This is a genomic window from Microbacterium galbinum (genome assembly GCF_023101185.1).
GTDB classification, from domain to species: domain Bacteria; phylum Actinomycetota; class Actinomycetes; order Actinomycetales; family Microbacteriaceae; genus Microbacterium; species Microbacterium galbinum.
Map to the genome: position 1 here is coordinate 1,264,576 of NZ_CP078077.1, position 21,391 is coordinate 1,285,966.

Genomic DNA, 21,391 nt, shown 5'->3' on the forward strand with positions numbered 1-21,391 from the left:
CGAAGCTTGATAAATTTATCAAGCCTCTCTCCCGATCAGTTGAAGTCGCCACCCGGCGCCATGTCCATGAACCGTGAGTAGTGACCCTGGAACGCCACCGTGATCGTCGCGGTCGGACCGTTACGGTGCTTGGCGACGATGAGGTCGGCCTCGCCCGGACGCACGTCCTTGTCGTAGACCGAGTCGCGGTGCAGCAGGATCACCATGTCGGCATCCTGCTCGATCGAGCCGGACTCTCGCAGGTCGCTGATCGCGGGCTTCTTGTCTTGACGCTGCTCAGGACCACGGTTCAGTTGCGACAGGGCGATGACGGGAACCTGCAGCTCCTTGGCGATGAGCTTGAGGCTTCGCGAGAACTCCGAGACCTCCTGCTGACGCGACTCGACGCGCTTGCCCGAGGTCATGAGCTGCAGGTAGTCGATGATGACCATGCGCAGTCCGGCGCGCTGCTTGAGGCGACGGCACTTGGCGCGGATCTCGACGAGCGTCATGTTGGGGCTGTCGTCGATGTAGAGCGGGGCGTCGTTGATGCGGCCGCGGGTCGCCGCGACGGTGGTCCAGTCGCGGGGGTCGAGGGTTCCCTTGCGCATGTTCTGCAGCGGGATCGCGCCCTCGGCGCTGAGCAGACGCATCGCGATCTCGCTCTTACCCATCTCGAGCGAGAAGAAGATCGATGGGAAGTCGTGACCGATCGATGCCGCGCGCGCGAAGTCGAGCGCGAGCGTCGACTTACCCATGGCGGGTCGGGCGGCGACGACGATCATCTGCCCACCGTGCAGGCCGTTGGTGAGTTCATCGAGCTCGCGGAATCCGGTCGGGATGCCGGTCATCGAACCGTCGCGGCCGTTCGCGGCCTCGATCTCCTCGATCGCGGCGTCGACGGCGTTCGTCAGCGGGACGTAGTCCTCGGCGGTCTCGGTTCCGGTGACGGAGTAGATCTCGGCCTGCGCGTTGTTGACGATGTCGGTCGCGTCGCCTTCACCCGCGTACCCGAGCTGCACGATGCGGGTTCCGGCGTCGACCAGGCGGCGCAGGATCGCGCGCTCCGAGACGATGCCGGCGTAGTAGCCGGCGTTGGCCGCGGTGGGGACGATCGAGGTGAGCGAGTGGAGGTAGTCGGCGCCGCCGGCTCGGCCCAGCTCGCCCGTCTTGATGAGCTCATCGGTGACGGCGACGACGTCGGTCGGCTCGCCGTGCGAGTAGAGCGAGAGGATCGCCTCGAAGATGAGCTCGTGCTTCGGCACGTAGAAGTCGGCGCCCTTGAGCGTCTCGATCACATCGGCGACGGCATCCTTCGACAGGAGCATGCCGCCCAGTGCGCTCTGCTCGGCGAGCAGGTCGTGGGGCGGGGTGCGCTCCGGTCCGCGCGGGCTTCCGCCCATGCGCTCTTCTGAGATGTCGGCGATCGACACACTGCTCCCTTCGCTGCGACGTTCTGCGGTACCGCGACACCCGGGACCTGGGGCGTCGTGCTGTTGTCCGGGCCGAGAACGGCCATCTGCGCAGCACATCACGGACTTCCGACATTGGGTCGCTCGCCCACGCTACGAGCGGCGTTATCCACACGCAACACGGCCTGTGGATAACTCTGTGGAGAGCGTGCGAACAAGTCCGGAGAGTCTGTGCACAACGCATGTGGATAACCCGGTGGAGTACCCCGAGTTCAAACTTTCTTTTTCGCCTGGACCGGGGGTTTCCTGTTTCCCCACCCTGTGGATGAGAACGGGCTTCAACTGCACATTTAAGGTTTGTTCATCTCGAAGACACATGTGAAGAACTTGGGGAAAGTCAAGCCGGAATTTCGCCGGGCGCGTCACACCGCGACACGCGCGGAATCCTGCGGAAGGTGTCATCGGATCGGCGCGAGATGGTATGGACATCGCGATATACCGGGAGTATCGTCACCCGGTATCGACGCAGAGCGCGTCGGAACGATCGTCTTTCGGAGGGGGAAGTCGACGTGAACGCTCGAGCAACCCGTCGCGGCGTACCCGCGATCGCCCTGTGGGGCGGTCTGGGAGCGCTCGCGTGGGCGACGATCACCGTCCTCACCGGCGGCGGATCCGCTCAGGCCGACGAGCAGAAAGACCCCTCCCTTCTCGGAGAAGTGTCGTCCCTCGTCACCGGAACCGTCTCCACGGTCGGCGACACCGTCACCGCCGTGACCGAGCCGATCGTCACCCAGGTCGTCGCGCCCGTCGTGAACCAGGTCGTCGCCCCGGTCGTGCACGAGGTGGTCGCTCCGGTTCCCGAGACCGTCCCCGCCGTCGTCGAACACGTCACCGACACGGTCGCCGAGGTGCCCGTCGTGGGAGATGTCGCGACCCCTGTCGTCGAGACCGTCACCGACACCGCACAGGCCGTCGTCACACCGGTGGCCGACCTGCTGCAGGATGCTCCGGTGTCGCAGATCGTCGATCCCGTGCAGGATGCCGTCGCCGCACTGCCGGTGGTCGGCGGGCTGCTCCGCGACCTCGGCGTCACGAAGCTCCTCGACGATGTGACCGGTGTCGTGGACGACACCACGGGCATCGTCGGCGAAGTCGTCGAGAACACCGTGCCCCCGGTGCTGGTCGGGCTCGACCCGACCGAGTCGCTCCCGCCCATCGCGCTTCCGCCGGTGGTGGTCCCGGATCCCGGGTTCGCATCCCTTCCGACCGTGGTGCCGGCGGATGCTGCGGGCGCCAGCACCGTGTCGACGCTCACGCCCGCGCCCCGGCATCCGCTCGACGAGTCTGCGCTCTCCGCGCGCGTCGAGAACGCTGTTCCGGCGACGACTGCGTCCGCGTCCGGCCATGCCTCCGGCCCCGCCACGGCCCCTCTCGGCGGGCCGCTCGCACCGTCTTCCTCCGCCACTTCCGGCGGAGCATCCGCTGTCTCTCCCGCCGGTCTGACCGACGCGGGAGTTCCCGTGCTCCGTGCCGAGGAGCGCACCTCCGGCGCATCCGACGACGTCCTGCCGACGTCGCTGGTCGCCGACACCGACGTCTCCCCCGACTGACGGGTCGTCACGTCGTCCCCTCGAGGACGACAGATGCCGTGCTGCGCGCGCACATCTTCGCGCGCACCCACATCAGACACCCCAGTCCAGTCAAGGAGAAAGTCATCATGCGTACTTACCTCAAGCGGGCCCTGTGGGGAACGCTTCTCGCCGGCGGGATCACCCTGCTCGGCGCAACGGCCGCGAACGCGGCAGACACCTCGGGAGACGACAGCGTCCTCTCGGGCACCCAGGTCGAGGCTCCGGTCTCGGTCCCGGTCACGATCGTCGACAACGCGATCTCCCTGCTCGGAGACTCCTCCGCGCAGCAGGCTCCGGCCCCGGCACCCGCACCTGCGCCTGCCCCGGCACCAGCCCCGGCACCGGCACCGGCGCCGGCGGCGGCGCCGGCGCCGGCGGCCACGACGAACGGCGACTCCGGCACGGCATCCGGATCGCAGGCCGTCGTGAACGTCACCGTTCCGGTGACCGTCACCGACAACTCCGTCAGCCTGCTCGGCGACTCATCGAGCGAGCAGACTGCGGCGCCCGCCGAGGCTCCGGCCCCGGCTCCCGCCGCACCGGCCCCGTCGGTCACCACGACCGGCGTCGACGGTCTGCTCTCGGGCACCCAGGCGCTCGTGCACGTCGACGTGCCGGTCACCGTCTCGGGCAACGCGATCTCCCTTCTCGGAGACAGCGAAACCGCAGGTCAGGATGCCGCGGCACCGGCACCCACGACCGCACCGACGGATGCCGTGGCGCCGAGCACGTCAGGTGACGACGCTATCGCCGGCGGCACCCAGGTGATCGCGCCGATCTCGGTTCCGGTCGACATCTCGGGCAACGCGATCTCCCTTCTCGGAGACAGCGAGGTCGCGGGTGGCGACGCGGCACCGGCGGCACCGGCAGCACCGGCGGCACCGGCAGCACCGGGTGAGTTCACGGCGCTTCCGGCACCGTGGACGAGCACGTCCGGCGATGACGGAGTTCTGAGCGGTACCCAGGTCACCGCCCCGATCACCGCACCCATCGGCGTCACCGGCAACGCCATCTCCCTCACCGGAGACAGCGACGTCAGTGGCACGACCGGCACCGGCACCACCCCGGGCGCCCCGACCACCGGCAGCACCACCACCGGTGACGACGGCATCCTCGGCGGCACCCAGGTCACCGCCCCGATCACCGCACCCATCGGCATCACCGGCAACGCCATCTCCCTCACCGGAGACAGCGACGTCAGCGGCACCGAAGGCACCGGCACCACCCCGGGCGCCCCGACCTCCGGCAGCACCACTACCGGTGACGACGGCATCCTCGGCGGCACCCAGATCACCGCCCCCGTCACCGCACCCATCGACGTCACCGGCAACGCCATCTCCCTCACCGGAGACAGCGACGTCAGTGGCACGACCGGCACCGGCACCGGCACGGGCACCCCCGCCACCGGCAGCACCACCACCGGCGACGACGGCATCCTCGGCGGCACCCAGATCACCGCCCCCGTCACCGCACCCATCGACGTCACCGGCAACGCCATCTCTCTCACCGGAGACAGCGACGTCAGTGGCACCGAAGGCACCGGCACCACCCCGGACGCCCCCGCCACCGGCAGCACCACCACCGGAGACGACGGAATCCTCGGCGGCACCCAGATCGGTCTGCCGATCACGCTGCCGGTGACGATCGGCGACAACGCCATCTCGGTGATCGGTGACAGCACGGTGACGACGCCGACCGGCACGGACCCGGGAACCGATCCTGGGACCGACCCCGGCACGGACCCGGGGACGGACCCCGGCACGGATCCGGGAACCGACCCCGGCACGGATCCGGGAACCGACCCCGGTGTGACGCCGGGTACGGACGCCGGAGTCGGACCGAGCTCGGGCGGCACGATGGCCGCGGGCATGGCGACCTCGTCCGGAGGAGCTGACGCCCTCGCCACCACGGGTGGCGCAGCGTCGCTCGCTCCGGTGTTCGTCGCCGTTCTCCTGCTCCTGACGGGAGCGGGCCTGCTGCGCCGCCGCACGGCGTAACGCGGACCCCGGTGGTCCGGCGCCCTGGAGGGAGGAGGCGCCGTACCACCGGCGCGCCGCGTCGCCGAGAGCGCGACGAGTTGCCCCCGGGTCCCCAGCCCGGCGTCGACCTCTGACGCGGCTGCAAGGGCGGATGCCCCGTGCCCCCAGCGCGGGGCATCCGTCGTGCCCGTTCACAACTCCGGAGATCCGCGCTGCATCCGGTCGAGGAGTCCCCGAATTCACCGATTCCACGTGGATTCTCCGGAGTTGTGCACCGCGCCCGATGAGACCGAACCCGTTCATGGGAGCATGTCCCCTGTGAAATCTCCTGCGATCTACCACATCGTTCTGCTCGAGAACACAACCCTTCTGGTCAAGCGAGAAACGGAGGACTGGCGTGACTTGAATGCCGAGTTCGGCGATCTCAAAGCCAGCCTCGGCCCCTGGACGTTCGAGGACGCGTGCGAGTGGATGGTCGAGGAGTGGGGGTCCCGCGCCTTGAGCAACCCGTGGCTTTCGGCCTTCCCTTCGAGCACCGCAACGATCATCAGTGTCTGATCCCGACGACGCGCTCTCCAGTTCTGAGGAGCGACCTCCGTTCGGGTCGCGCCCGTTCACAACTCCGGAGATCTGCGCTGGATCCGGTCGAGGAGGCCCCGAATCCACCGATTCCACGTGGATTCTCCGGAGTTGTGCACCGCACCCGTGCACTAACTCAGGAAATCCCTCACCGAACTCCCCCGAACCAGCCCGAAACCACCCCCAAACCCGCGCTTTTCCTGAGTTGGTGCACACCCCACCCACGCCCCCACCCGAGAAACGCCGAACGCCCCCTGTCCCGAAGGGCAGAGGGCGTTCGCACTTCGACGGGCTCAGTGACCCAGCGAAGACGGAATTACTTCGCGGCGACGACCTGCAGCGTGATGACTGCGGTCACGTCGTCGTGCAGACGAACCGTGGCCTCGTGGTCACCGGTCGACTTGATCGGCGAGGTGATGTGCACCTTGCGCTTGTCGATCGAGCCGAGGCCCGCAGCGGCGACGGCGTCTGCGACGTGCTCGGTCTTGACCGAGCCGAAGAGACGACCAGCGGCGCCGGCCTTGACGGCCAGACGGACCTTGGTGCCCTCGAGGGCGTTCTTCAGTGCGACAGCGTCGTCACGATCGTGGATCGCGCGTGCCTGACGCGCGGCCTGGATCGATGCGACCTGCTTTTCGCCACCACGGGTCCACGCCGTAGCGAAGCCCTGGGGGATGAGGTAGTTACGGGCGTACCCGTTCTTGACCTCGACCACGTCACCGGCGCTACCCAGCCCGGCGACCTCGTTCGTGAGAATCAGCTTTGCCATCTCGATACCCCTTACCGGCCGGCGCCAGCGTAGGGCAGGAGCGCCATTTCGCGCGCGTTCTTGATCGCCGTGGCGATCAGACGCTGCTCCTGCACCGAGACACCGGTGATACGACGGGCACGGATCTTGCCGCGCTCCGAGACGAACTTGCGAAGGGTGGCGACATCCTTGTAATCGATGACTCCGACCCGGATCGACTTCGCGGGAGCGGTGGGCTTGCCACCCTTCCGCGGCTTGCGGCGGTCGCCGCTCGACTTTCCAGCCATGGTTTTTCCTTAGTTATGAGCGGCCCTTCGACAAGCTCAGGGACCCACACGGGTCATGAGCTCAGGGCCAGAGAATTAGAACGGGGTGTCGTCGCCGAAGCTGCCCGGAGTGCTCCAGGCGTCGGCGCTGGTCGACGAGCCGGGGGTAGACCACGGCTCCTCCGACACCTGCTGCTGCTGTGCGGGGCGAGACTGTCCTCCGCCGCCACCGCCGTTCGAGGCCGCACGGGTGACCTGCGCGGTCGCGTAACGGAGCGAGGGGCCGATCTCGTCGACCTCCAGCTCGATCGCGGTGCGCTGGTTGCCCTCGCGGTCCTGGTAGGAGCGCTGACGCAGACGGCCCTGCGCGATGACGCGCATGCCCTTCGTCAGCGAACCTGCCACGTGCTCGGCGAACTCGCGCCAGACGGATGCGCGGAGGAACAGCGCTTCGCCGTCCTTCCACTCATTCGCGGCACGGTCGAAGTTCCGAGGCGTCGATGCGATGGTGAAGTTCGCCACCGGCAGCCCGTTCTGCGTGTACCGCAGCTCGGGGTCGGCCGTGAGGTTTCCCACAACGGTGATGACGGTTTCGCCGGCCATGGGACTTAGGCCTTCGCAGCCTTGGCGGCCTTGCGAGCAGCCTTCTCTTCGGAGCGCTTGGCTTCCGAAGCGACCATCGCCTGAGCCTCTTCCGAGCGGAGGACCTTGGTGCGCATGATCTGCTCGTTCAGCTTGAGCTGACGGTCGAGCTCCTGCGTGGCCTCGCTGGTAGCGGTGAAGTTGACGACGGCGTAGATGCCCTCGTTCTTCTTCTGGATCTCGTAGGCCAGACGGCGCTTACCCCAGATGTCGACCTTGTCAATCGAGCCACCATCGTTGGTGATGACCTTCAGGAACTTGTCGAGCGTAGGTGCGACCTGGCGCTCGTCGATCTCGGGGGTCAGAATGACCATGAGTTCGTACTGGTGCGTCACTTACCCACCTCCTTCGGACTAGAACGGCTTCCGAGGATTTCTCGAAAGCAGGAGGGTGTGTGAACGTGCCTGCCAGAAGGCAGACAACCTCGACAGTCTAGCGGACGCAACCCTGAGCTTCCACCGCGCGTCACCCTGCCCCTTTGGCATGCTTGTCTGCGGTGGCCGGTGACCGTCATCGGCCACGTGAAGGGGGGACGCCATGCGCGTCAACATGTGGAAGGCCGGGGCCGTCGTCGCCGCCGCGATCCTGCTGGCAGGATGCTCGGCACCGAGCGGAAATGGCAACGAGAGCAAGCCCAGCAGCACGAGCAGCTCCTCGTCGTCGGAGGAGACGTCGACGGCATCCGACTGCCCCGAGCTGAAGGAGGGCGAGACGGTCGACATCGCCGACCTCAGCACCTGCTCGGCTGACCGGATGAAGGAATCCGCCGGTTATGCGGCCACGTCGACCACCATGGGAATGGTCTCGACCGCGCGCTACGACTCGGCCAACGACGCCACCGAGGTCATCTCCGACATGGGCTCGATGATCATCATCGGTGACGACACCTGGGTGAAGAGCCCGACCAGCGAATGGCAGGTCGCCGACCCGAACGCCAGTGACCCCGTGATCGCGGCGCTCAGCACGGCCGCGCAGAACGCCGCGTCGCTCGATCCCGCGACGGCGGCCGCCGCTCTCTCGGGCGAGTTCACCGTGACCGGCACCGGCGAGCGCCTCGGCCAGAAGGTCTACCTCGTCACCGGTACCGCTGAGACGCAGGGAGTCGAGGTCGACGCGACCTTCGAGGTCACCGCGGACTACATCATGCTCGCGACCTCGACGAAGACCGAGGTGCAGGGTCAGGCGATCGAGTCGGTCCTCGAGATCACCGACTGGGACGTGAAGCAGGACATCGTCGCCCCGATCTGATCGGCGACGCGGAAGGGCCCGGCATCCACCACGGATGCCGGGCCCTTCTGCGTCGCGTCAGTTCAGGACGGGCGGGATCTCCGACCACACCTCGCGGTCCTCGGTCGACGGGGCATCGGGGATGCGCCCGGCGCCGTCGGGTTCGGGGATCGCCGCGAGCAGGGCCTGCGTGTACGGATGCTGGGGCGCCGCCCAAAGTTGATCGGTCGGACCCGACTCGAGCACCCGACCGGAGTACATGACGAACGTGCGATCGGCGATGCGCCGCACGACGGCCAGGTCGTGCGAGATGAAGAGCATGCCCGCGCCCGACTCGGCGACGAGGTCGCGCATGAGGCCGGCGACACTGGTCTGAGTCGACGCATCCAATGCCGAGATCGGCTCATCGGCGACGAGCAACGATGGCCGCGCCGCGAGTGCGCGGGCGATCGCGAGGCGTTGCTTCTGGCCGCCCGAGAACTGGTGCGGGAAGCGCGAGGCGACCGAGGTCGGCAGCCCGACGCGCTCGAGCCACTCCTCGACGGTGGAACCGGCGGCACCGCGCGCTCGCGCGGTGGCGATGCCGTCGGAGATCTGGTCGCCCACCCGCCGGCGCGGGTTGAGCGAGGTCGACGGGTCCTGGAACACCATCTGGATGCCGGTGAGCGCGGTCGCCCGGCGACGGATGCCGAGGGGCGAGACCGGCGCGCCGTTGAACAGCACCGTTCCCCCCGCGGTCTTCTCGATCCCGACGACGGCGCGAGCGAAGCTCGACTTGCCGCTGCCGGATTCGCCGACGAGCGCGACGGTCTCGCCGGCGGCGACGGTCATCGAGACGCCGTCGACGGCGATCACGGGCGGATGCCCCGGGTAGCGCACGACCATATCCTGCGCGTCGAGGACGGAGACCTCACTCATCAGCGTCCTCCTCGATGCGGGAACCGGGCAGTGCGGCGAGCAGCATCCGCGTGTACTCGTGCTGCGGATCGCGGAACAGGGTCTCCCTGTCGGCCTTCTCGACGATCAGGCCGTCCTTCATGACGGCGACCTCGTCGGCGATCGCGCTCATCACGCCGAGGTCGTGCGTCACGAGCAGCACGGCGAGCCGGCGCTCGACGGCCAGGTCGCGCAACAGCTGCAGGATGCCGGCCTGCACCGTGACGTCGAGCGCGGTGGTCGGCTCGTCGGCGAGCAGCACCTCGGGGTCGCACGCCAGAGCGCAGGCGATCGCGATGCGCTGACGCTGACCGCCCGAGAACTGGTGAGGGTAGCGCTTCAGGGCCTCGGTCGGGTTCGGAACCTGCACGGTCTCGAGCAGCTCGACGGCGCGCGCCCGGGCGGCGGCGCCGCGCAACCCCAGGTGCACGCGCATGTGATCGGTGAGCTGGCGGCCGACCGGCAGCTGCGGGTGCAGCGACGCCGAGGGGTCCTGGAAGACCATCGCGACGCGCTTTCCGCGCACCCGGTTCATGCCGCGGCGCCCCAGACCGAGGATCTCGTCCCCCGCGAGCGCGATCGATCCGCCGGTCTTCGCCTGGCGCGGCAGCAGGCCGAGCACGGCGAGGGAGGTGAGGGTCTTTCCCGAGCCGGATTCACCGGCGAGGCCATGGATGCGACCGGCTTCGAGGTCGAGCGAGACGCCGCGAACCAGCGGGCGCCCGATCTCGATCGTCAGGTCGCGGATGCTCAGCGCGGTCATGCGGGCACCCCCGCGGCATCCGTCTTCTCGGCCTGCTTCTCGTGCGTGACCTCGGCCGTCGGGTCGAGGATGTCGCGCATCGCGTCACCGAGGAAGTTGAACGCCAGCACGACCGTGAGGATCGCGAGACCCGGGAAGACCCCGAGCCACCAGGCGTCGAAGTTCTGCATGGCCGACGAGATCATCGAACCCCATTCCGCCGTGGGCGGCTGCGCGCCGAGGCCGAGGAACGACAGCCCCGACAGCAGCAGGATGGCGGCACCGATGTCGAGCGTCGCGAGCACCAGCACGGGGCCGGCGATGTTCGGCAGGATGTCGACGAACAGCGTGCGCAGCGGCGAGTGGCCGAGCAGGCGTCCGGCGATGACGTAGTTCTGCCCGCGGAGGCCGAGCACGATGCTGCGGGTCACACGCGAGTACTGCGGCCACGAGACGACGATGGCCGCGATCACCGCGTTGAACAGCGACGGTCCGAGGGATGCCGCGACCACCATCGCGAGGATCACCGTCGGGAACGCCATGAAGAGGTCGGTGATGCGCATGAGCGTCTCGTCGACCCAGCCCCCGAAGTATCCGGCGAGCGCACCGATGAGGGTGCCGATGATCATGGCGGCGACGACGAGCATGAGCGCGAGCGGCAGGCTCACGGTCGCACCCGTCATGAGGCGCGAGAAGATGTCGCGGCCGTTGCCGTCGGTGCCGAGCAGGGTCTCGACCCCGGGCTCCTGCAGGCGCGGGAAGATCTGCGCGTTGGGGCCGTAGGGCACCCACCACTGCGCGGTGAAGGCGACGATCACCCAGGCACCGGCGATGACGGTGCCGATGATGCCGAGGGGCGTGCGCCAGGCGCGCGGCCAGCGGAACCGGAACCGGAAGCGACCGGATGCGGCGTCGATGCGGCTCATGCGATCCTCACTCTCGGGTCGAGGACGCCGTAGAGCATGTCGACGACGAAGTTGATGAGGAGATAGATGAACCCGACCACGAGACCGACGCCCATGATGCCGGGCAGGTCGAGGTTCGCGGCGGAGTTGTAGGCGTAGGTGCCCAGGCCCGGCCACGCGAAGACCGACTCGACGAGCACGGTGCCCGAGAGCAGGGTTCCGAAGGCGACGCCGACGACGGTGAGGATCGGGAGGGATGCGCCTCGCAGCACGTAGTCGAGGATGACGCGCATCGCGGGGAGGCCCTTGGCGCGGGCGGCGCGCACGTAGTCGCTGCCGAGCACCTCGAGCACCGAGGTGCGGATGAAGCGGGTGAGCAGACCGATCGTCACGAGCGACAGCACCATGACCGGCAGGGCGAGGTGGGCGAGGGCGTCGAAGTAGCCGACGGCGTCGCCGTTGAGCAGGTAGTCGACCGTGTAGAGCCCGGTCACGCGCGGCGGCGGGGTGATCGACGGCGAGATGCGGCCCGACCCGGGGGCGATGCGCAGCTCGAGGAAGAAGACGTAGAAGCTGACCAGCGCGAGCCAGAAGGTCGGCACGCTGAGGCCGACGAGCGTGACGACGCGGATGACCTGGTCGGTCACGAGTCCGCGACGGTACGCGGCGAGCGTGCCGAGCACGATGCTGACGACGAGACTCAGGATGATCGCGCCGATGGCGATCTCGATCGTCGCCGGCACGGCGGTGGAGAGGTCGCTGGTGACCGCACGGCCGGTCACCAGCGACGTCCCGAGGTCCCCGCGGAGCAGGTTCCCCATATAGATGAAGTACTGCACGATCAACGGCTGATCGAGTCCGTGCTCCCGGATGAACGCTTCTCGCGTCGCCGGGTTCTGCGATGCGCCCTCACCGAGCGCGGCCGAGACCGGGTCTCCCGGCACCAGGTTGGTGAGCAGGAACGTGACGATCGTCACGCCCACCAACAGGAGCAGGGAGGTGCCGGCCCGCCGCAGCAGGTATCCGATCAGGGGAGACCGACGCCTGCGCGCCTGTCTCTGCACCGCCACCGTTGTCATGCGTCGCTATCCGTTCAGCCGGCCGGGGTGATCTCGGCGATGTCCATCTCCCACACCGAGTTGTACACGGCGCCCGAGACGGCGGATGCCGAGGCGATGTTGCGACCCGGAACGATGAGCGGCACGAACGGACCCTCGGCCTGCATGGCCTCGGCGAACTCGGTGAACAGGGCGGTGCGCTCGTCGGCATCCGTCGCACTGGCCGCGTTCGCGGCGATCTCGGCGATCTCCGGGTTCGCCTCGGCTGCCCAGCCGGCACGGAGGCCGACTTTCAGGCCCGGGCCGAACGGCAGGAAGTTCGCGGAGTCCGCGTAGTCCGGACCCCAGAACCACAGGCCGAAGCCCTCGGTGCCGTTGACGTAGGCGTCGAGCTCGGTGGCGAACGGCGCCGGGGCGAGCTCCACCGCGATGCCGGCATCCTCGAGCTGCGCCTGGATGCGCTCGGCGAGCGGGGTGAACTCCACGCCGCCGACCGGGTAGTCGTTCGGGAACTGCAGCTTCAGGGTCTGGCCCGTGTAGCCGGCCTCGGCGAGAGCGGCCTTCGCCGCGTCGAGGTCCTGCGAGACGCCGCCGTCGAGCGAGCCCTCGAATCCGGGCGGGATGACGCCGGTCGCCTGCACCGCGCCGGCACCGGCCAGCTCGAGCAGTGCGTCGTAGTCGAGCGCGTAGCGGATCGCCTCGGCGATCTTGACGTTCGCGAGGTCGCCTCCCGCCTCGCCCTGGTTGAGCAGCAGGAAGATCGTCTGGCCCGAGGGCACGGAGTCGACCGTGAGGTCGTCGCCGAGGCCCGCGACCTGGTCGCCGTTCAGGTCCATCGCGACCATCGAGTCGCCGCCCTTGAGGTTGGCGAGCTGCGTGGCGCTCTCCGAGACGTTGCGCACGACGACGCGGTCGTAGGCCGACTCCTCGTCGCCGTTGTACTCGTCGTTCTTGGTGAGCACGACCTGCGACGAGAGGTCGAGGGTGTCGAGCACGAACGGACCGGAGCCCGCCGACTCGCCGTCGAGGAAGCTCTGCGCACTGTCGGAACCGTCGGTCGCGCCGCCGTTCTCGATCACGACGTCGGAGTTGACGATGCCGAGCGCCGGGTTCGCGAGGATCGCGGGCAGCTGCAGCAGCGGGGTCTCGGACGTGAAGGTGATCGTCTTGTCGTCGACCTCGGTGATCGTGATGCCGGCGAGCAGGAAGTTGGGCTTGGCGTCCTCCATGCCCTGGATGCGCTGCAGCGAGAAGACGACGTCCTTCGCCTCGATCGGGGTGCCGTCGGAGAAGACGCGGTCGCCCTCGAGCGTGAACGTGAACTCGGTCGCGGCGTCGTTCTGCTCCCAGGAGGCGAGTCCGGGAACCGGGGTCGAGACGTCGGAGCCCTCGAAGTCGACGAGGGTCTCGTAGATCGCCTTGGCGATCATGTTGCCGGTCGGGTCGTAGGTGTGACCCGGGTCGGTCGTCTCGATCGAGAACGCGGTGTCGATGACCAGCGAGCCGGAGCCCGACGAGTCATCGCCGTTGTTGGCGGAGTTTCCTCCCGAGCAACCGGCGAGCGCGAGGAGCGCGACCGCTCCGAACGCGAGCGCAGGCAGAGTGCGGCGTGACGACATGTGAGCCTCCAAGGGCGAGGAGTACATTCGGGTGTCGGCCGCCACTGGTGTGGACGACCGTGGATCAGATTCGCATCATATGCGACGATGTGTCCAGCAAGTGTCCGGGATGACCGACACGGTCTGTCCAGATCATCAACCGTGGGGAGCAATATGTCCAGCAAGGATGCCGAAGCATCGAAGCATTCTGGACGAAGTGCCACCGGGTTGGACGAGATCGCGTACAAGATTCTCGAAGTGCTCCGTGATAACGGTCGCATCTCGATCGCCGCACTCGCCGACAGGGTGGGGATCTCCCGCGCCAGCGCTTATTCGCGAGTCGAATCATTGGTGAGCGACGGCGTGATCACGGGCTTCAGCGCCCGGGTCGATCAGGCCAAGGCGGGTCTCTCCATCGGCGCCCTCGTCTTCGTCACGGTGCTGCCGCAGGCCTGGGCGTCGTTCCGTGATCGCGTGAGCGAGATGCCCGACGTCGAGTGGTGCGCGATCACGACCGGCGAGCACGATGCCATGCTGCTCATCCGTGCCGTCGACGTCAGCGGGGTGCACGAGTTCTCGACCGGGGTGATCGCGCAGCTGCCCGAGGTGCGCACCGTCGTCAGCGTCGTGGTGCTCGACGAGGTCATCCGTCGGCCCTACCTGCTGCCCTCCGACATCCCCGAGCGTCACGCCGAGATCCCCCTCGGCATGACGCGCTGGACGCCGGCATCCCCCGGGCGCGACGCGCTACCGCCCCGCTGATCCGGTCAGGCGGGGATCTCCTCGCACACGCTCAGCTGCGGCAGGCCGTGCATCTCGTAGTGCTCGACGAGGCGGATGAGTCCGTCGTCGGTGAGCTCGAGCTCGCTCTCCCCGTCGCCCGTGACGACCTGGCCGTCGGCCACGAGCACGTGCACGAACGACACCCAGATCGTGTCGGCGGTGCGGGTTCCCACGAACTTGCCGAAGGTCACCGTGTCGCCGGTGTACCCGCCCCAGATCGCACCGTCCTTCTCGAAATACTCGAAGATGCTCGGCGCCTCGGGGTCGACCGCCGAGGTCGTGGACGAGATCATCCGGAAGCGGCGGCCATCGAGCGAGGGAAGGGTTGCAGTCGCAGTCACCCTTCGATTATGGCGGGCGCATCACACCTCCCGGGTACCGTGGTCGCATGGAGTGGATCGCGAACCCGACCGTCGGCGACTGGCTGCGGAAGCGGCTCGACACTCGCGCGGGCACCATGCACGCCGCCGTTCCGCAGGGGTTCGAGGCCTATGCGCGCGTGTTCCATCGGGGCTTCACCCGGTCACTCCCCGGTCGCGCGGTCCCCGCTCCCGAGGAGTGGGAACGGATGCCGAACGCCGAGCGCGAGCGCCTGCAGGGGGAGTTCGTCGACGCCGAGGTCACCTGGGCCGAGACCGCTGCGGCGTTCGGCACGACGATGCATGCGCTCGCGCAGTGGCATCGCCTCGTGCGCACCCCGATGGCCGGCGACTGGCGCACGCGCATCGCCCCGGACGGCCGCGAGTTCGACGCCCCGACCGAGGGCGAGCTCGATCCGTCGCTCCTGCCCGTGGTGGCCGACGTGCTCGCCGCGCACACCTCGACCCCGGATGCCGGGTTCGCAGCGCTCTGGGAGGGATGGGGCAATCTCGTGGGCCACCTCGGCATGCCCGCGAATCCGGGCCTGTTCGGTCCGTCCGGAGGCGACGACCCGCACCACCAGGCGATGCTCGGACGCAGCACGCACGATCCGTTCAACAACGTCTTCCGCAAGCCGACCTGGCAGGAGGGTCTGCTGCCCCGCGAGGTCTCCGAAGGACCGCGGCTGGAGTTGCCCGACCGTGCCCACGTGCTCTTCTCCGCCGGGCCGCGCGCGTTCGCCGACCCGGACTGGGTGCTCGGCGCGCCGTGGCGCGACCGCCCGTCCGAACAGGACGGCTTCCCCGCCTACGCGCAGAGTCCGAATCTGATCTGGCCCGAGGATCGGGCCTGGGTGATGGTCACCGAGATCGACGCCGACTCGACCGTCATCGCCGGGTCCGGCGACCTCATCCGCGCGCTGTGCGCCGACGACCGCATCGAGGCCCTCCCGCTGCGTGAGGGTTCTGCGCTGACCTGGGATTCCGACGAGGTGAATCGATGAGTTCGCCGCAGCATCCGGCATCCGCCTTCGACGCCCGCGCACTGACCGGCCCGGTCGATCCGCGGGCGGTCGGGGCGTTCACGGCCGACCTCAAGGCACGACGCGCTCCGGCCTCCGCCGGCACGATCGCCGGAACGGTGATCGGCGTCATCGCGCTCGGATTCGTCGCTCTCGTGGGCGTCGTCGTGCTCGGCGGAGTCGTCACCAGCACCCTGCGCACGGGAGGATCGACGGGCGCCTCGATCTTCGCCGTGCTCCTCGTGCTCGCCCTCGGCGCCGCCGCCGTGATCACGTTCTTCACGGTGCGCGCCAACCGCATCCGCCGCTATCGGATCGGCATGTTCGCTCAGGCGAACGGTATGAGCTACACCGAGCGCATCGCGAACCCGCCGCTGCCGGGCATGATCTTCAGCCTCGGCTCGGGGCGGCTGGCGACCGACCTGGTGCGCGGAACGCAGCCGCGGTTCGTCGAGTTCGGCAACTACCAGTACACGGTCAAGCACGGCAAGAGCTCGACCACGTACCGCTGGGGCTACATCGCCGTGAAACTCGACGTGCCGCTGCCGAACATCGTGCTCGACGCGCTCGGCAACAACGGTTTCGGCTCGAACCTGCCGGCGTCGTTCCAGCGCGCGCAGCGCCTGTCGCTCGAGGGAGACTTCGACCGGCACTTCACGCTGTACTGCCCCGAGGGGTACGAGCAGGACGCGCTCTACCTCTTCACACCCGACATCATGGCGCGGTTCATCGACCATGCCGCCCAGCTCGATGTCGAGATCGTCGACGACTGGATGTTCCTCTACACGAGGCGCCAGGCGTCGACGCTCGACCCGGCGACGTGGGCCTGGTTGTTCGGCGTCGTCGGTGCGCTGATGACGAAGTTCGACCAGTGGGCGCGCTGGCGCGACGACCGCCTGCGTGCGCAGCATCGGCAGATATCGGATGCCGTCGCGCCGGGTGCCGCGGCATCCGCACCCCTGCCGTTCGCGCCGCCGGCCGGGCTGCTCACTCCCCCACCGGGCGTCGCCCCGCAGGGCCGACGACTGAAGCGCCGGGTGACGTGGATCCCGCTCGTCATCGTGATCCTCATCGGCGTCGCGTACGCGTTCATGTCGATGCGCTGACCCGGTCCGGCGGTGCCGGTATCGAGTGTGGGGGTGGGTGCCGTTCTGGGGACCAGCGCCCACCCCATCCCCCCTCGGGATCAGAAGAAGTTCGACTCTCCCTCTGCAGACGGCCTCTGCCGTCAACGCCTTCGCCTGCTGGGGACAAGCGGTATATCGGCGCTTGTGAAAATGGTATGCCGGGCCACGTTGCATTTCGTTGCACAGTTATTCAGTCTTCACGAACAGTCGGTCGCGTCCGCGCTCCACGCGGTTCCTGAGCGAGCGCAGCGAGACGAAGGGCCCACCCTCACTAGGGTGAACGTCATGCCCGACGCACCCGCACCCGTCCCCTCGCGCGCCGTCGGCCTCACCCGAATCGTCGTCGGGCTCTCCGTCATCACCGTGCTCGTGCACACCTATCTGCTGGGCATCAGCGCCGGGCGCACGAGCCTGATCGACTACTTCGGATACTTCACGAACCTCACGAGCCTGCTCACGAGCGCCCTGCTCCTCGTGTCCGGAGCGATCGCGCTGCGCGGTCGACGGCATCCCCTCTGGTTGTCGTACGGGCGCGGCGTCGCCGTCACCTGCATGCTGCTCGTGGCCGTGATCTACAACCTGATCGTGCCGGGAACCGGGTCGGCGCCGGCGTGGGTGAGCGCGGTGCTGCACGCCGTCTTCCCGCTGCTCGTCGCGCTCGACTGGCCGCTGATCCGCGACCGCCCGCCGCTGGCCTGGCGACACCTGTGGGTCGTTACGGTCTACCCGCTCGTGTGGATCGTCGTCGTGCTCATCCGCGGCGCGACCGACGGCTGGGTGCCGTACGGATTCCTCCTGCCGTCGCACGGCCCGGCCGTGCTCGCGGCGCACGTCGCCGGGCTCCTCGCCGCCCTGCTCGCCCTCGGCGCACTGGTCTGGCTCGCGAGTCGCTACCGTCTCGTCCGTCGCAAGCAACTGGGTCCCTGAGCCCGTCGAAGGCCCTTCGTCTCGCTTCGCTCGCTCAGGAACCGGTTCCTGAGCGAGGAGCGCAGCGACGAGACGAAGGGACGTCCGCGAGCCTCACGCCAACCCGAAGTACTCCAGCTCCTGGTCGTCGAGCATCCGCGACCGGATCAGGAACCGCATGCCCGTCGGCCCCTCGACCGAGAACCCGGCACCGCGCCCCGGGACGACGTCGATGGTGAGGTGCGTGTACTTCCAGTACTCGAACTGCGACTCCGACATGAAGACCTCGACCTCTGCGTCCAGCCCGACGTCGAGACCCCCGAGCTGCACGTCGCCCGGCCCGGTGAGGAACATCCCCACCGGGTAGCACATGGGCGACGAGCCGTCGCAGCATCCGCCCGACTGATGGAACATGAGCGGGCCGTGCTGCGCCGTGAGGTCGCGGATGAGGGATGCCGCAGCATCCGTCACCGCGACCCGCTGGTAGGTGCCGATGTCGACCATCAGAAGAAGCCCATCGGGCCCTCCGCGTACGAGACGAGGAGGTTCTTCGTCTGCTGGTAGTGGTCGAGCATCATCTTGTGGTTCTCGCGACCGACGCCCGACTGCTTGTACCCGCCGAACGCGGCGTGCGCCGGGTACTGGTGGTAGGTGTTGGTCCACACGCGCCCGGCCTCGATCGCCCGGCCCGCGCGGTAGGCGGTGTCGCCGCTGCGGCTCCACACCCCCGCGCCCAGCCCGTAGAGGGTGTCGTTGGCGATGTCGATCGCGTTGTCGAAGTCGTCGAACGAGGTGACCGACAGCACCGGGCCGAAGATCTCCTCCTGAAAGATGCGCATGTCGTTGGTGCCCTCGAACACGGTCGGCGCGACGTAGTAGCCCTCGCTGAGATCGCCGCCGAGGTCGACCCGCTCGCCGCCCGTGAGCAGCCGCGCACCGCCCTGCTTTCCGATGTCGATGTAGCTCAGGATCTTCTCCAGCTGATCGTTGGATGCCTGGGCGCCGATCATCGTCGCGGGATCGAGCGGATTGCCCTGCACGACCTTCCCGACCCTCTCGAGCCCGTCGGCGAGGAATCCGTCGTAGATGGATCGCTGGATGAGCGCCCGCGACGGGCAGGTGCAGACCTCGCCCTGGTTCAGCGCGAACATCGTGAAGCCCTCGAGCGCCTTGTCGTAGAACGGGTCGCTGGTCGAGCGTGCGACGTCTTCGAAGAACACGTTCGGGCTCTTGCCCCCGAGCTCGAGCGTCACCGGGATGAGGTTCTGCGAGGCGTACTGCATGATGAGCCGGCCGGTCGTCGTCTCGCCCGTGAAAGCGACCTTGCGGATGCGCTTGTGTTGCGCGAGCGGGGCGCCGGCCTCGATGCCGAAGCCGCTGACGATGTTCACGACGCCTGCGGGCAGCAGGTCGCCGATGATCTCGAACAGGAACAGGAGGGATGCCGGTGTCTGCTCGGCCGGCTTGATGACGACGCAGTTGCCCGCGGCGAGCGCCGGAGCGAGCTTCCACACGGCCATCAGGATCGGGAAGTTCCACGGGATGATCTGCCCGACCACACCCAGCGGTTCGTGGAAGTGGTACGCGACGGTGTTCTCGTCGAGCTGGCTGATGCCGCCCTCCTGCGCCCGCAGCACACCCGCGAAGTAACGGAAGTGGTCGACCGCGAGGGGGATGTCGGCGGCTAGCGTCTCGCGCACCGGCTTGCCGTTCTCCCACGTCTCGGCGACGGCGATGCGCTCGAGGTTCTGCTCGATGCGGTCGGCGATCCTGTTCAGGACGACCGAGCGCTCGGCGGGACTCGTCTTGCCCCAGGAGGCGAAGGCCTTCCAGGCGACGTCGACCGCGCGGTCGATGTCTTCGCCGGTGCCCCGGGCGACCTCGGTGAATGGCTTGCCGTTGACGGGGCTGACGTTCTCGAAGTACTGGCCCTTCGCGGGCTCGACGAACTCGCCGCCGATGTAATGGCCGTAGCGGGGGCGGTAGTCGGCCAGGGATCCCGGCTGACCCGGGGCGGCGTAGGCAGTGGACACGTCTTCTTCGACGATGGTCATCGTGACTCCTCGGGCTGGGCCGCGCCTCGGTGCGCGGCTGTCCTTCGACGGTAGGTCGCGCGACGTTGCACCCGGGTGCGCAACGTTGCGCCCGGTTGCGGATGCTCCTCAGGCCTGCGCGCGCTCGAGTCGCTCGATCCGGGCGACCAGTCCGGGCCGCTTCGGCGAGCGCGCCGGCAGCATCTCGAGCGCGAGGCGCAGCGCCTCGGCATCCGACTGTCCCTCGGGGATCTCGGCGTACGAGAGCAGCACGTCGAGGCTCGCCTCCGACAGCATCGCCTCCCGCAGCGCAGCTCGCGCCGTGTCACGGAACTCCTCGACTCCGGGCGAGGTCGACTCGGGCAGCACCGGACCCCGGTAGGCGGTGAGCGCGACGCGGTGCGCGCCGCGGTCGAGCAGCGACATCACGTCCTGTGCGTCGGTGTCGAGGGTCACCGGCAAACGGTACGGTCTCGACTCGGGAACCAGCTCCGGCATCCGCTGTTCGAGCACCTTGCGCAGCCGCACCATCTCGGGGCGCAGCGTGTCGGGCGAAACGTCGGCTCCGTAGACGAGCTCGGTGAGGCGCTCGGCCGACAGTCCCTGCCGATGGACGGCGAGCATCAGCAGGATGGCCGCGTGGCGGGCGCTGAGCTCGATGACGGATTCCTCATGATCGGATGCCGTCTCGAGCCGCGCCCTGTCGCGACCGAGCACGTGCAGGGTCGCGCGCGCCGCGGCGCGGGTGCGCGTCGGCGCAGGGTGCACCCGGGGCGCCACCTCGGCCCGGGCGCGCAGGCGGGTGATCAGCAGTTCGGACTCGACGGCACGGGCGGTCGCATCCACGAGCAGTCGTGCCTGCGGGGTCACGACCTCCGGCCCGCCCGTGATGTCGATCACTCCGAGCACGCGCTGCGTCTCGGGGTCGCGCACCGGTGCCGCCGTGCACGACCACGGGTGCACCAGGCGGTTGTAGTGCTCGGCGCCGCGGATCTGCACAGGCTGTCCGAGGGCGAGCGCGGTGCCCGGGGCGGTCGTGCCGACGGCATCCTCCGCCCAGTTCGCACCCGCGACGAAACCCATGTCGTCGGTGAGGCTCTGCAGCTGGCGGTCTCCCTCGATCCACAGCAGTCGACCGGCCTGGTCGCCGATCGCGATCACCACTCCCGCGTCTTCCGGAGTGCCCGGCAGCAGCAGGCCGCGGATCGTGTCCATGACGGCGGCGAGCGGGTGCGCACGCCGATACTCCTCGAGCTCGTCGAGGCCGAGTTCGAGCGCGGGCGGGCTCTCGGGGCCGACGCGTCCGCGCCATGACCGCTCCCATGACGCCCGCACGAGCGGACGCACCTGCTGCAGGCGCTGGTCGTCGAGGTTGCCGGCGAGCAGCTCTTCGTGCGCACGCTCGATGATCAGGCGAGAGGCCTCAGGCGAAGACTGCCACTGCGACGGCACAGGGACT

Annotated in this window: 22 protein-coding genes; 8 read left to right on the forward strand and 14 right to left on the reverse strand. The window is 68.6% G+C overall.

The window, feature by feature from the left end; genetic code table 11:
• Positions 1-35: 35 nt before the first annotated feature.
• Positions 36-1,382: a replicative DNA helicase gene (gene dnaB / locus KV396_RS06310; protein WP_247624751.1), complete on the reverse strand. Its 1,347-nt coding sequence runs from the start codon at positions 1,380-1,382 to the stop codon at positions 36-38.
• A 578-nt stretch (positions 1,383-1,960) separates the two neighbouring features.
• On the opposite strand from dnaB, the gene KV396_RS06315 reads away from it, so the two are divergent.
• The 3 genes from KV396_RS06315 (at position 1,961) to KV396_RS06330 (ending at position 5,559) form a co-directional block, all read left to right on the forward strand.
• Positions 1,961-3,001, forward strand: a complete 1,041-nt coding sequence (locus KV396_RS06315; protein ID WP_247957234.1) for a hypothetical protein — start codon at positions 1,961-1,963, stop codon at positions 2,999-3,001.
• 107 nt (positions 3,002-3,108) lie between these two features.
• Positions 3,109-5,019 carry a chaplin family protein gene (locus KV396_RS16810; protein WP_282185376.1) on the forward strand — a complete coding sequence of 637 codons (1,911 nt, stop codon included), beginning with the start codon at positions 3,109-3,111 and terminating at the stop codon, positions 5,017-5,019.
• Positions 5,020-5,319: 300 nt separating this feature from the next.
• Positions 5,320-5,559, forward strand: a complete 240-nt coding sequence (locus KV396_RS06330; RefSeq protein ID WP_247957235.1) for a hypothetical protein — start codon at positions 5,320-5,322, stop codon at positions 5,557-5,559.
• A 337-nt stretch (positions 5,560-5,896) separates the two neighbouring features.
• Here the strand turns inward: KV396_RS06330 and rplI are convergent, their stop codons facing one another.
• The 4 genes from rplI to rpsF all read right to left on the reverse strand — a co-directional run bounded on the left by rplI (position 5,897) and on the right by rpsF (position 7,571).
• Positions 5,897-6,349 carry a 50S ribosomal protein L9 gene (gene rplI / locus KV396_RS06335; RefSeq protein WP_247624087.1) on the reverse strand — a complete coding sequence of 151 codons (453 nt, stop codon included), beginning with the start codon at positions 6,347-6,349 and terminating at the stop codon, positions 5,897-5,899.
• Positions 6,350-6,360: 11 nt separating this feature from the next.
• Positions 6,361-6,615, reverse strand: coding sequence for a 30S ribosomal protein S18 (rpsR, locus tag KV396_RS06340; protein WP_017829850.1), 255 nt, complete (start codon positions 6,613-6,615; stop codon positions 6,361-6,363).
• A 75-nt stretch (positions 6,616-6,690) separates the two neighbouring features.
• Positions 6,691-7,197 carry a single-stranded DNA-binding protein gene (locus KV396_RS06345; protein ID WP_050723584.1) on the reverse strand — a complete coding sequence of 169 codons (507 nt, stop codon included), beginning with the start codon at positions 7,195-7,197 and terminating at the stop codon, positions 6,691-6,693.
• Between the two features lie 5 nt (positions 7,198-7,202).
• Positions 7,203-7,571 (reverse strand): 30S ribosomal protein S6, encoded by a 369-nt coding sequence (gene rpsF, locus KV396_RS06350; RefSeq protein ID WP_029264265.1) that lies wholly within the window; start codon positions 7,569-7,571, stop codon positions 7,203-7,205.
• A 202-nt stretch (positions 7,572-7,773) separates the two neighbouring features.
• Between rpsF and KV396_RS06355 the strand changes: the two genes are divergently transcribed.
• Positions 7,774-8,484 (forward strand): hypothetical protein, encoded by a 711-nt coding sequence (locus KV396_RS06355; protein WP_247957236.1) that lies wholly within the window; start codon positions 7,774-7,776, stop codon positions 8,482-8,484.
• Between the two features lie 57 nt (positions 8,485-8,541).
• Here the strand turns inward: KV396_RS06355 and KV396_RS06360 are convergent, their stop codons facing one another.
• The 5 genes from KV396_RS06360 to KV396_RS06380 are packed head-to-tail and all read right to left on the reverse strand — an operon-like array spanning position 8,542 to position 13,723.
• Positions 8,542-9,381 (reverse strand): ABC transporter ATP-binding protein, encoded by an 840-nt coding sequence (locus KV396_RS06360; RefSeq protein WP_247957237.1) that lies wholly within the window; start codon positions 9,379-9,381, stop codon positions 8,542-8,544.
• Positions 9,374-10,162: an ABC transporter ATP-binding protein gene (locus KV396_RS06365; protein ID WP_247957238.1), complete on the reverse strand. Its 789-nt coding sequence runs from the start codon at positions 10,160-10,162 to the stop codon at positions 9,374-9,376. The genes KV396_RS06360 and KV396_RS06365 overlap by 8 nt, the downstream gene beginning before the upstream one ends.
• On the reverse strand, positions 10,159-11,067 hold the full coding sequence (locus KV396_RS06370) for an ABC transporter permease (protein ID WP_247957239.1): 909 nt from the start codon (positions 11,065-11,067) through the stop codon (positions 10,159-10,161). The genes KV396_RS06365 and KV396_RS06370 overlap by 4 nt, the downstream gene beginning before the upstream one ends.
• Positions 11,064-12,125 carry an ABC transporter permease gene (locus tag KV396_RS06375; RefSeq protein WP_247624082.1) on the reverse strand — a complete coding sequence of 354 codons (1,062 nt, stop codon included), beginning with the start codon at positions 12,123-12,125 and terminating at the stop codon, positions 11,064-11,066. Before KV396_RS06375 ends, KV396_RS06370 begins: the two co-directional genes overlap by 4 nt.
• Before the next feature lie 14 nt (positions 12,126-12,139).
• A complete protein-coding gene (locus tag KV396_RS06380) occupies positions 12,140-13,723 on the reverse strand; it encodes an ABC transporter substrate-binding protein (protein WP_247957240.1) in 1,584 nt (527 codons plus the stop codon).
• Between the two features lie 237 nt (positions 13,724-13,960).
• Here KV396_RS06380 and KV396_RS06385 point away from each other — a divergent pair, with 237 nt between their 5' ends.
• Positions 13,961-14,464: an Lrp/AsnC family transcriptional regulator gene (locus KV396_RS06385; RefSeq protein ID WP_247633442.1), complete on the forward strand. Its 504-nt coding sequence runs from the start codon at positions 13,961-13,963 to the stop codon at positions 14,462-14,464.
• A gap of 5 nt (positions 14,465-14,469) precedes the next feature.
• Here the strand turns inward: KV396_RS06385 and KV396_RS06390 are convergent, their stop codons facing one another.
• The gene (locus KV396_RS06390; RefSeq protein ID WP_247624080.1) at positions 14,470-14,826 is read right to left on the reverse strand and encodes a hypothetical protein; all 357 of its coding nucleotides are present in this window, start codon (positions 14,824-14,826) and stop codon (positions 14,470-14,472) included.
• A 47-nt stretch (positions 14,827-14,873) separates the two neighbouring features.
• Between KV396_RS06390 and KV396_RS06395 the strand changes: the two genes are divergently transcribed.
• From KV396_RS06395 to KV396_RS06405, 3 genes are all read left to right on the forward strand, one after another.
• A complete protein-coding gene (locus tag KV396_RS06395; protein WP_247957241.1) occupies positions 14,874-15,848 on the forward strand; it encodes a hypothetical protein in 975 nt (324 codons plus the stop codon).
• Entirely contained in the window at positions 15,845-16,972 is a 1,128-nt protein-coding gene (locus KV396_RS06400; RefSeq protein WP_247957242.1) for a DUF3137 domain-containing protein, read from the forward strand. The genes KV396_RS06395 and KV396_RS06400 overlap by 4 nt, the downstream gene beginning before the upstream one ends.
• A 306-nt stretch (positions 16,973-17,278) precedes the next feature.
• On the forward strand, positions 17,279-17,920 hold the full coding sequence (locus tag KV396_RS06405; protein WP_247957243.1) for a Pr6Pr family membrane protein: 642 nt from the start codon (positions 17,279-17,281) through the stop codon (positions 17,918-17,920).
• A 93-nt stretch (positions 17,921-18,013) separates the two neighbouring features.
• Here the strand turns inward: KV396_RS06405 and KV396_RS06410 are convergent, their stop codons facing one another.
• The 3 genes from KV396_RS06410 to KV396_RS06420 all read right to left on the reverse strand — a co-directional run bounded on the left by KV396_RS06410 (position 18,014) and on the right by KV396_RS06420 (position 21,384).
• Positions 18,014-18,403 (reverse strand): DUF779 domain-containing protein, encoded by a 390-nt coding sequence (locus KV396_RS06410; RefSeq protein ID WP_247633436.1) that lies wholly within the window; start codon positions 18,401-18,403, stop codon positions 18,014-18,016.
• A complete protein-coding gene (gene exaC / locus KV396_RS06415; RefSeq protein WP_247957244.1) occupies positions 18,403-19,953 on the reverse strand; it encodes an acetaldehyde dehydrogenase ExaC in 1,551 nt (516 codons plus the stop codon). Before exaC ends, KV396_RS06410 begins: the two co-directional genes overlap by 1 nt.
• Before the next feature lie 108 nt (positions 19,954-20,061).
• Complete coding sequence (locus tag KV396_RS06420) at positions 20,062-21,384, reverse strand: GAF domain-containing protein (protein WP_247957245.1); 1,323 nt, start codon at positions 21,382-21,384, stop codon at positions 20,062-20,064.
• Positions 21,385-21,391: the final 7 nt, after the last annotated feature.

Excerpts from the sequence above, each read along its gene's own strand:
- dnaB (WP_247624751.1), bottom strand. The coding sequence starts at position 1,382 with ATGGGCGGAAGCCCGCGCGGACCGGAGCGCACCCCGCCCCACGACCTG.
- KV396_RS16810 (WP_282185376.1), top strand. The coding sequence starts at position 3,109 with ATGCGTACTTACCTCAAGCGGGCCCTGTGGGGAACGCTTCTCGCCGGC.
- rplI (WP_247624087.1), bottom strand. The coding sequence starts at position 6,349 with ATGGCAAAGCTGATTCTCACGAACGAGGTCGCCGGGCTGGGTAGCGCC.
- rpsR (WP_017829850.1), bottom strand. The coding sequence starts at position 6,615 with ATGGCTGGAAAGTCGAGCGGCGACCGCCGCAAGCCGCGGAAGGGTGGC.
- KV396_RS06345 (WP_050723584.1), bottom strand. The coding sequence starts at position 7,197 with ATGGCCGGCGAAACCGTCATCACCGTTGTGGGAAACCTCACGGCCGAC.
- KV396_RS06355 (WP_247957236.1), top strand. The coding sequence starts at position 7,774 with ATGCGCGTCAACATGTGGAAGGCCGGGGCCGTCGTCGCCGCCGCGATC.
- KV396_RS06360 (WP_247957237.1), bottom strand. The coding sequence starts at position 9,381 with ATGAGTGAGGTCTCCGTCCTCGACGCGCAGGATATGGTCGTGCGCTAC.
- KV396_RS06365 (WP_247957238.1), bottom strand. The coding sequence starts at position 10,162 with ATGACCGCGCTGAGCATCCGCGACCTGACGATCGAGATCGGGCGCCCG.
- KV396_RS06370 (WP_247957239.1), bottom strand. The coding sequence starts at position 11,067 with ATGAGCCGCATCGACGCCGCATCCGGTCGCTTCCGGTTCCGGTTCCGC.
- KV396_RS06375 (WP_247624082.1), bottom strand. The coding sequence starts at position 12,125 with ATGACAACGGTGGCGGTGCAGAGACAGGCGCGCAGGCGTCGGTCTCCC.
- KV396_RS06380 (WP_247957240.1), bottom strand. The coding sequence starts at position 13,723 with ATGTCGTCACGCCGCACTCTGCCTGCGCTCGCGTTCGGAGCGGTCGCG.
- KV396_RS06395 (WP_247957241.1), top strand. The coding sequence starts at position 14,874 with ATGGAGTGGATCGCGAACCCGACCGTCGGCGACTGGCTGCGGAAGCGG.
- KV396_RS06400 (WP_247957242.1), top strand. The coding sequence starts at position 15,845 with ATGAGTTCGCCGCAGCATCCGGCATCCGCCTTCGACGCCCGCGCACTG.
- KV396_RS06405 (WP_247957243.1), top strand. The coding sequence starts at position 17,279 with ATGCCCGACGCACCCGCACCCGTCCCCTCGCGCGCCGTCGGCCTCACC.
- KV396_RS06410 (WP_247633436.1), bottom strand. The coding sequence starts at position 18,403 with ATGGTCGACATCGGCACCTACCAGCGGGTCGCGGTGACGGATGCTGCG.
- exaC (WP_247957244.1), bottom strand. The coding sequence starts at position 19,953 with ATGACCATCGTCGAAGAAGACGTGTCCACTGCCTACGCCGCCCCGGGT.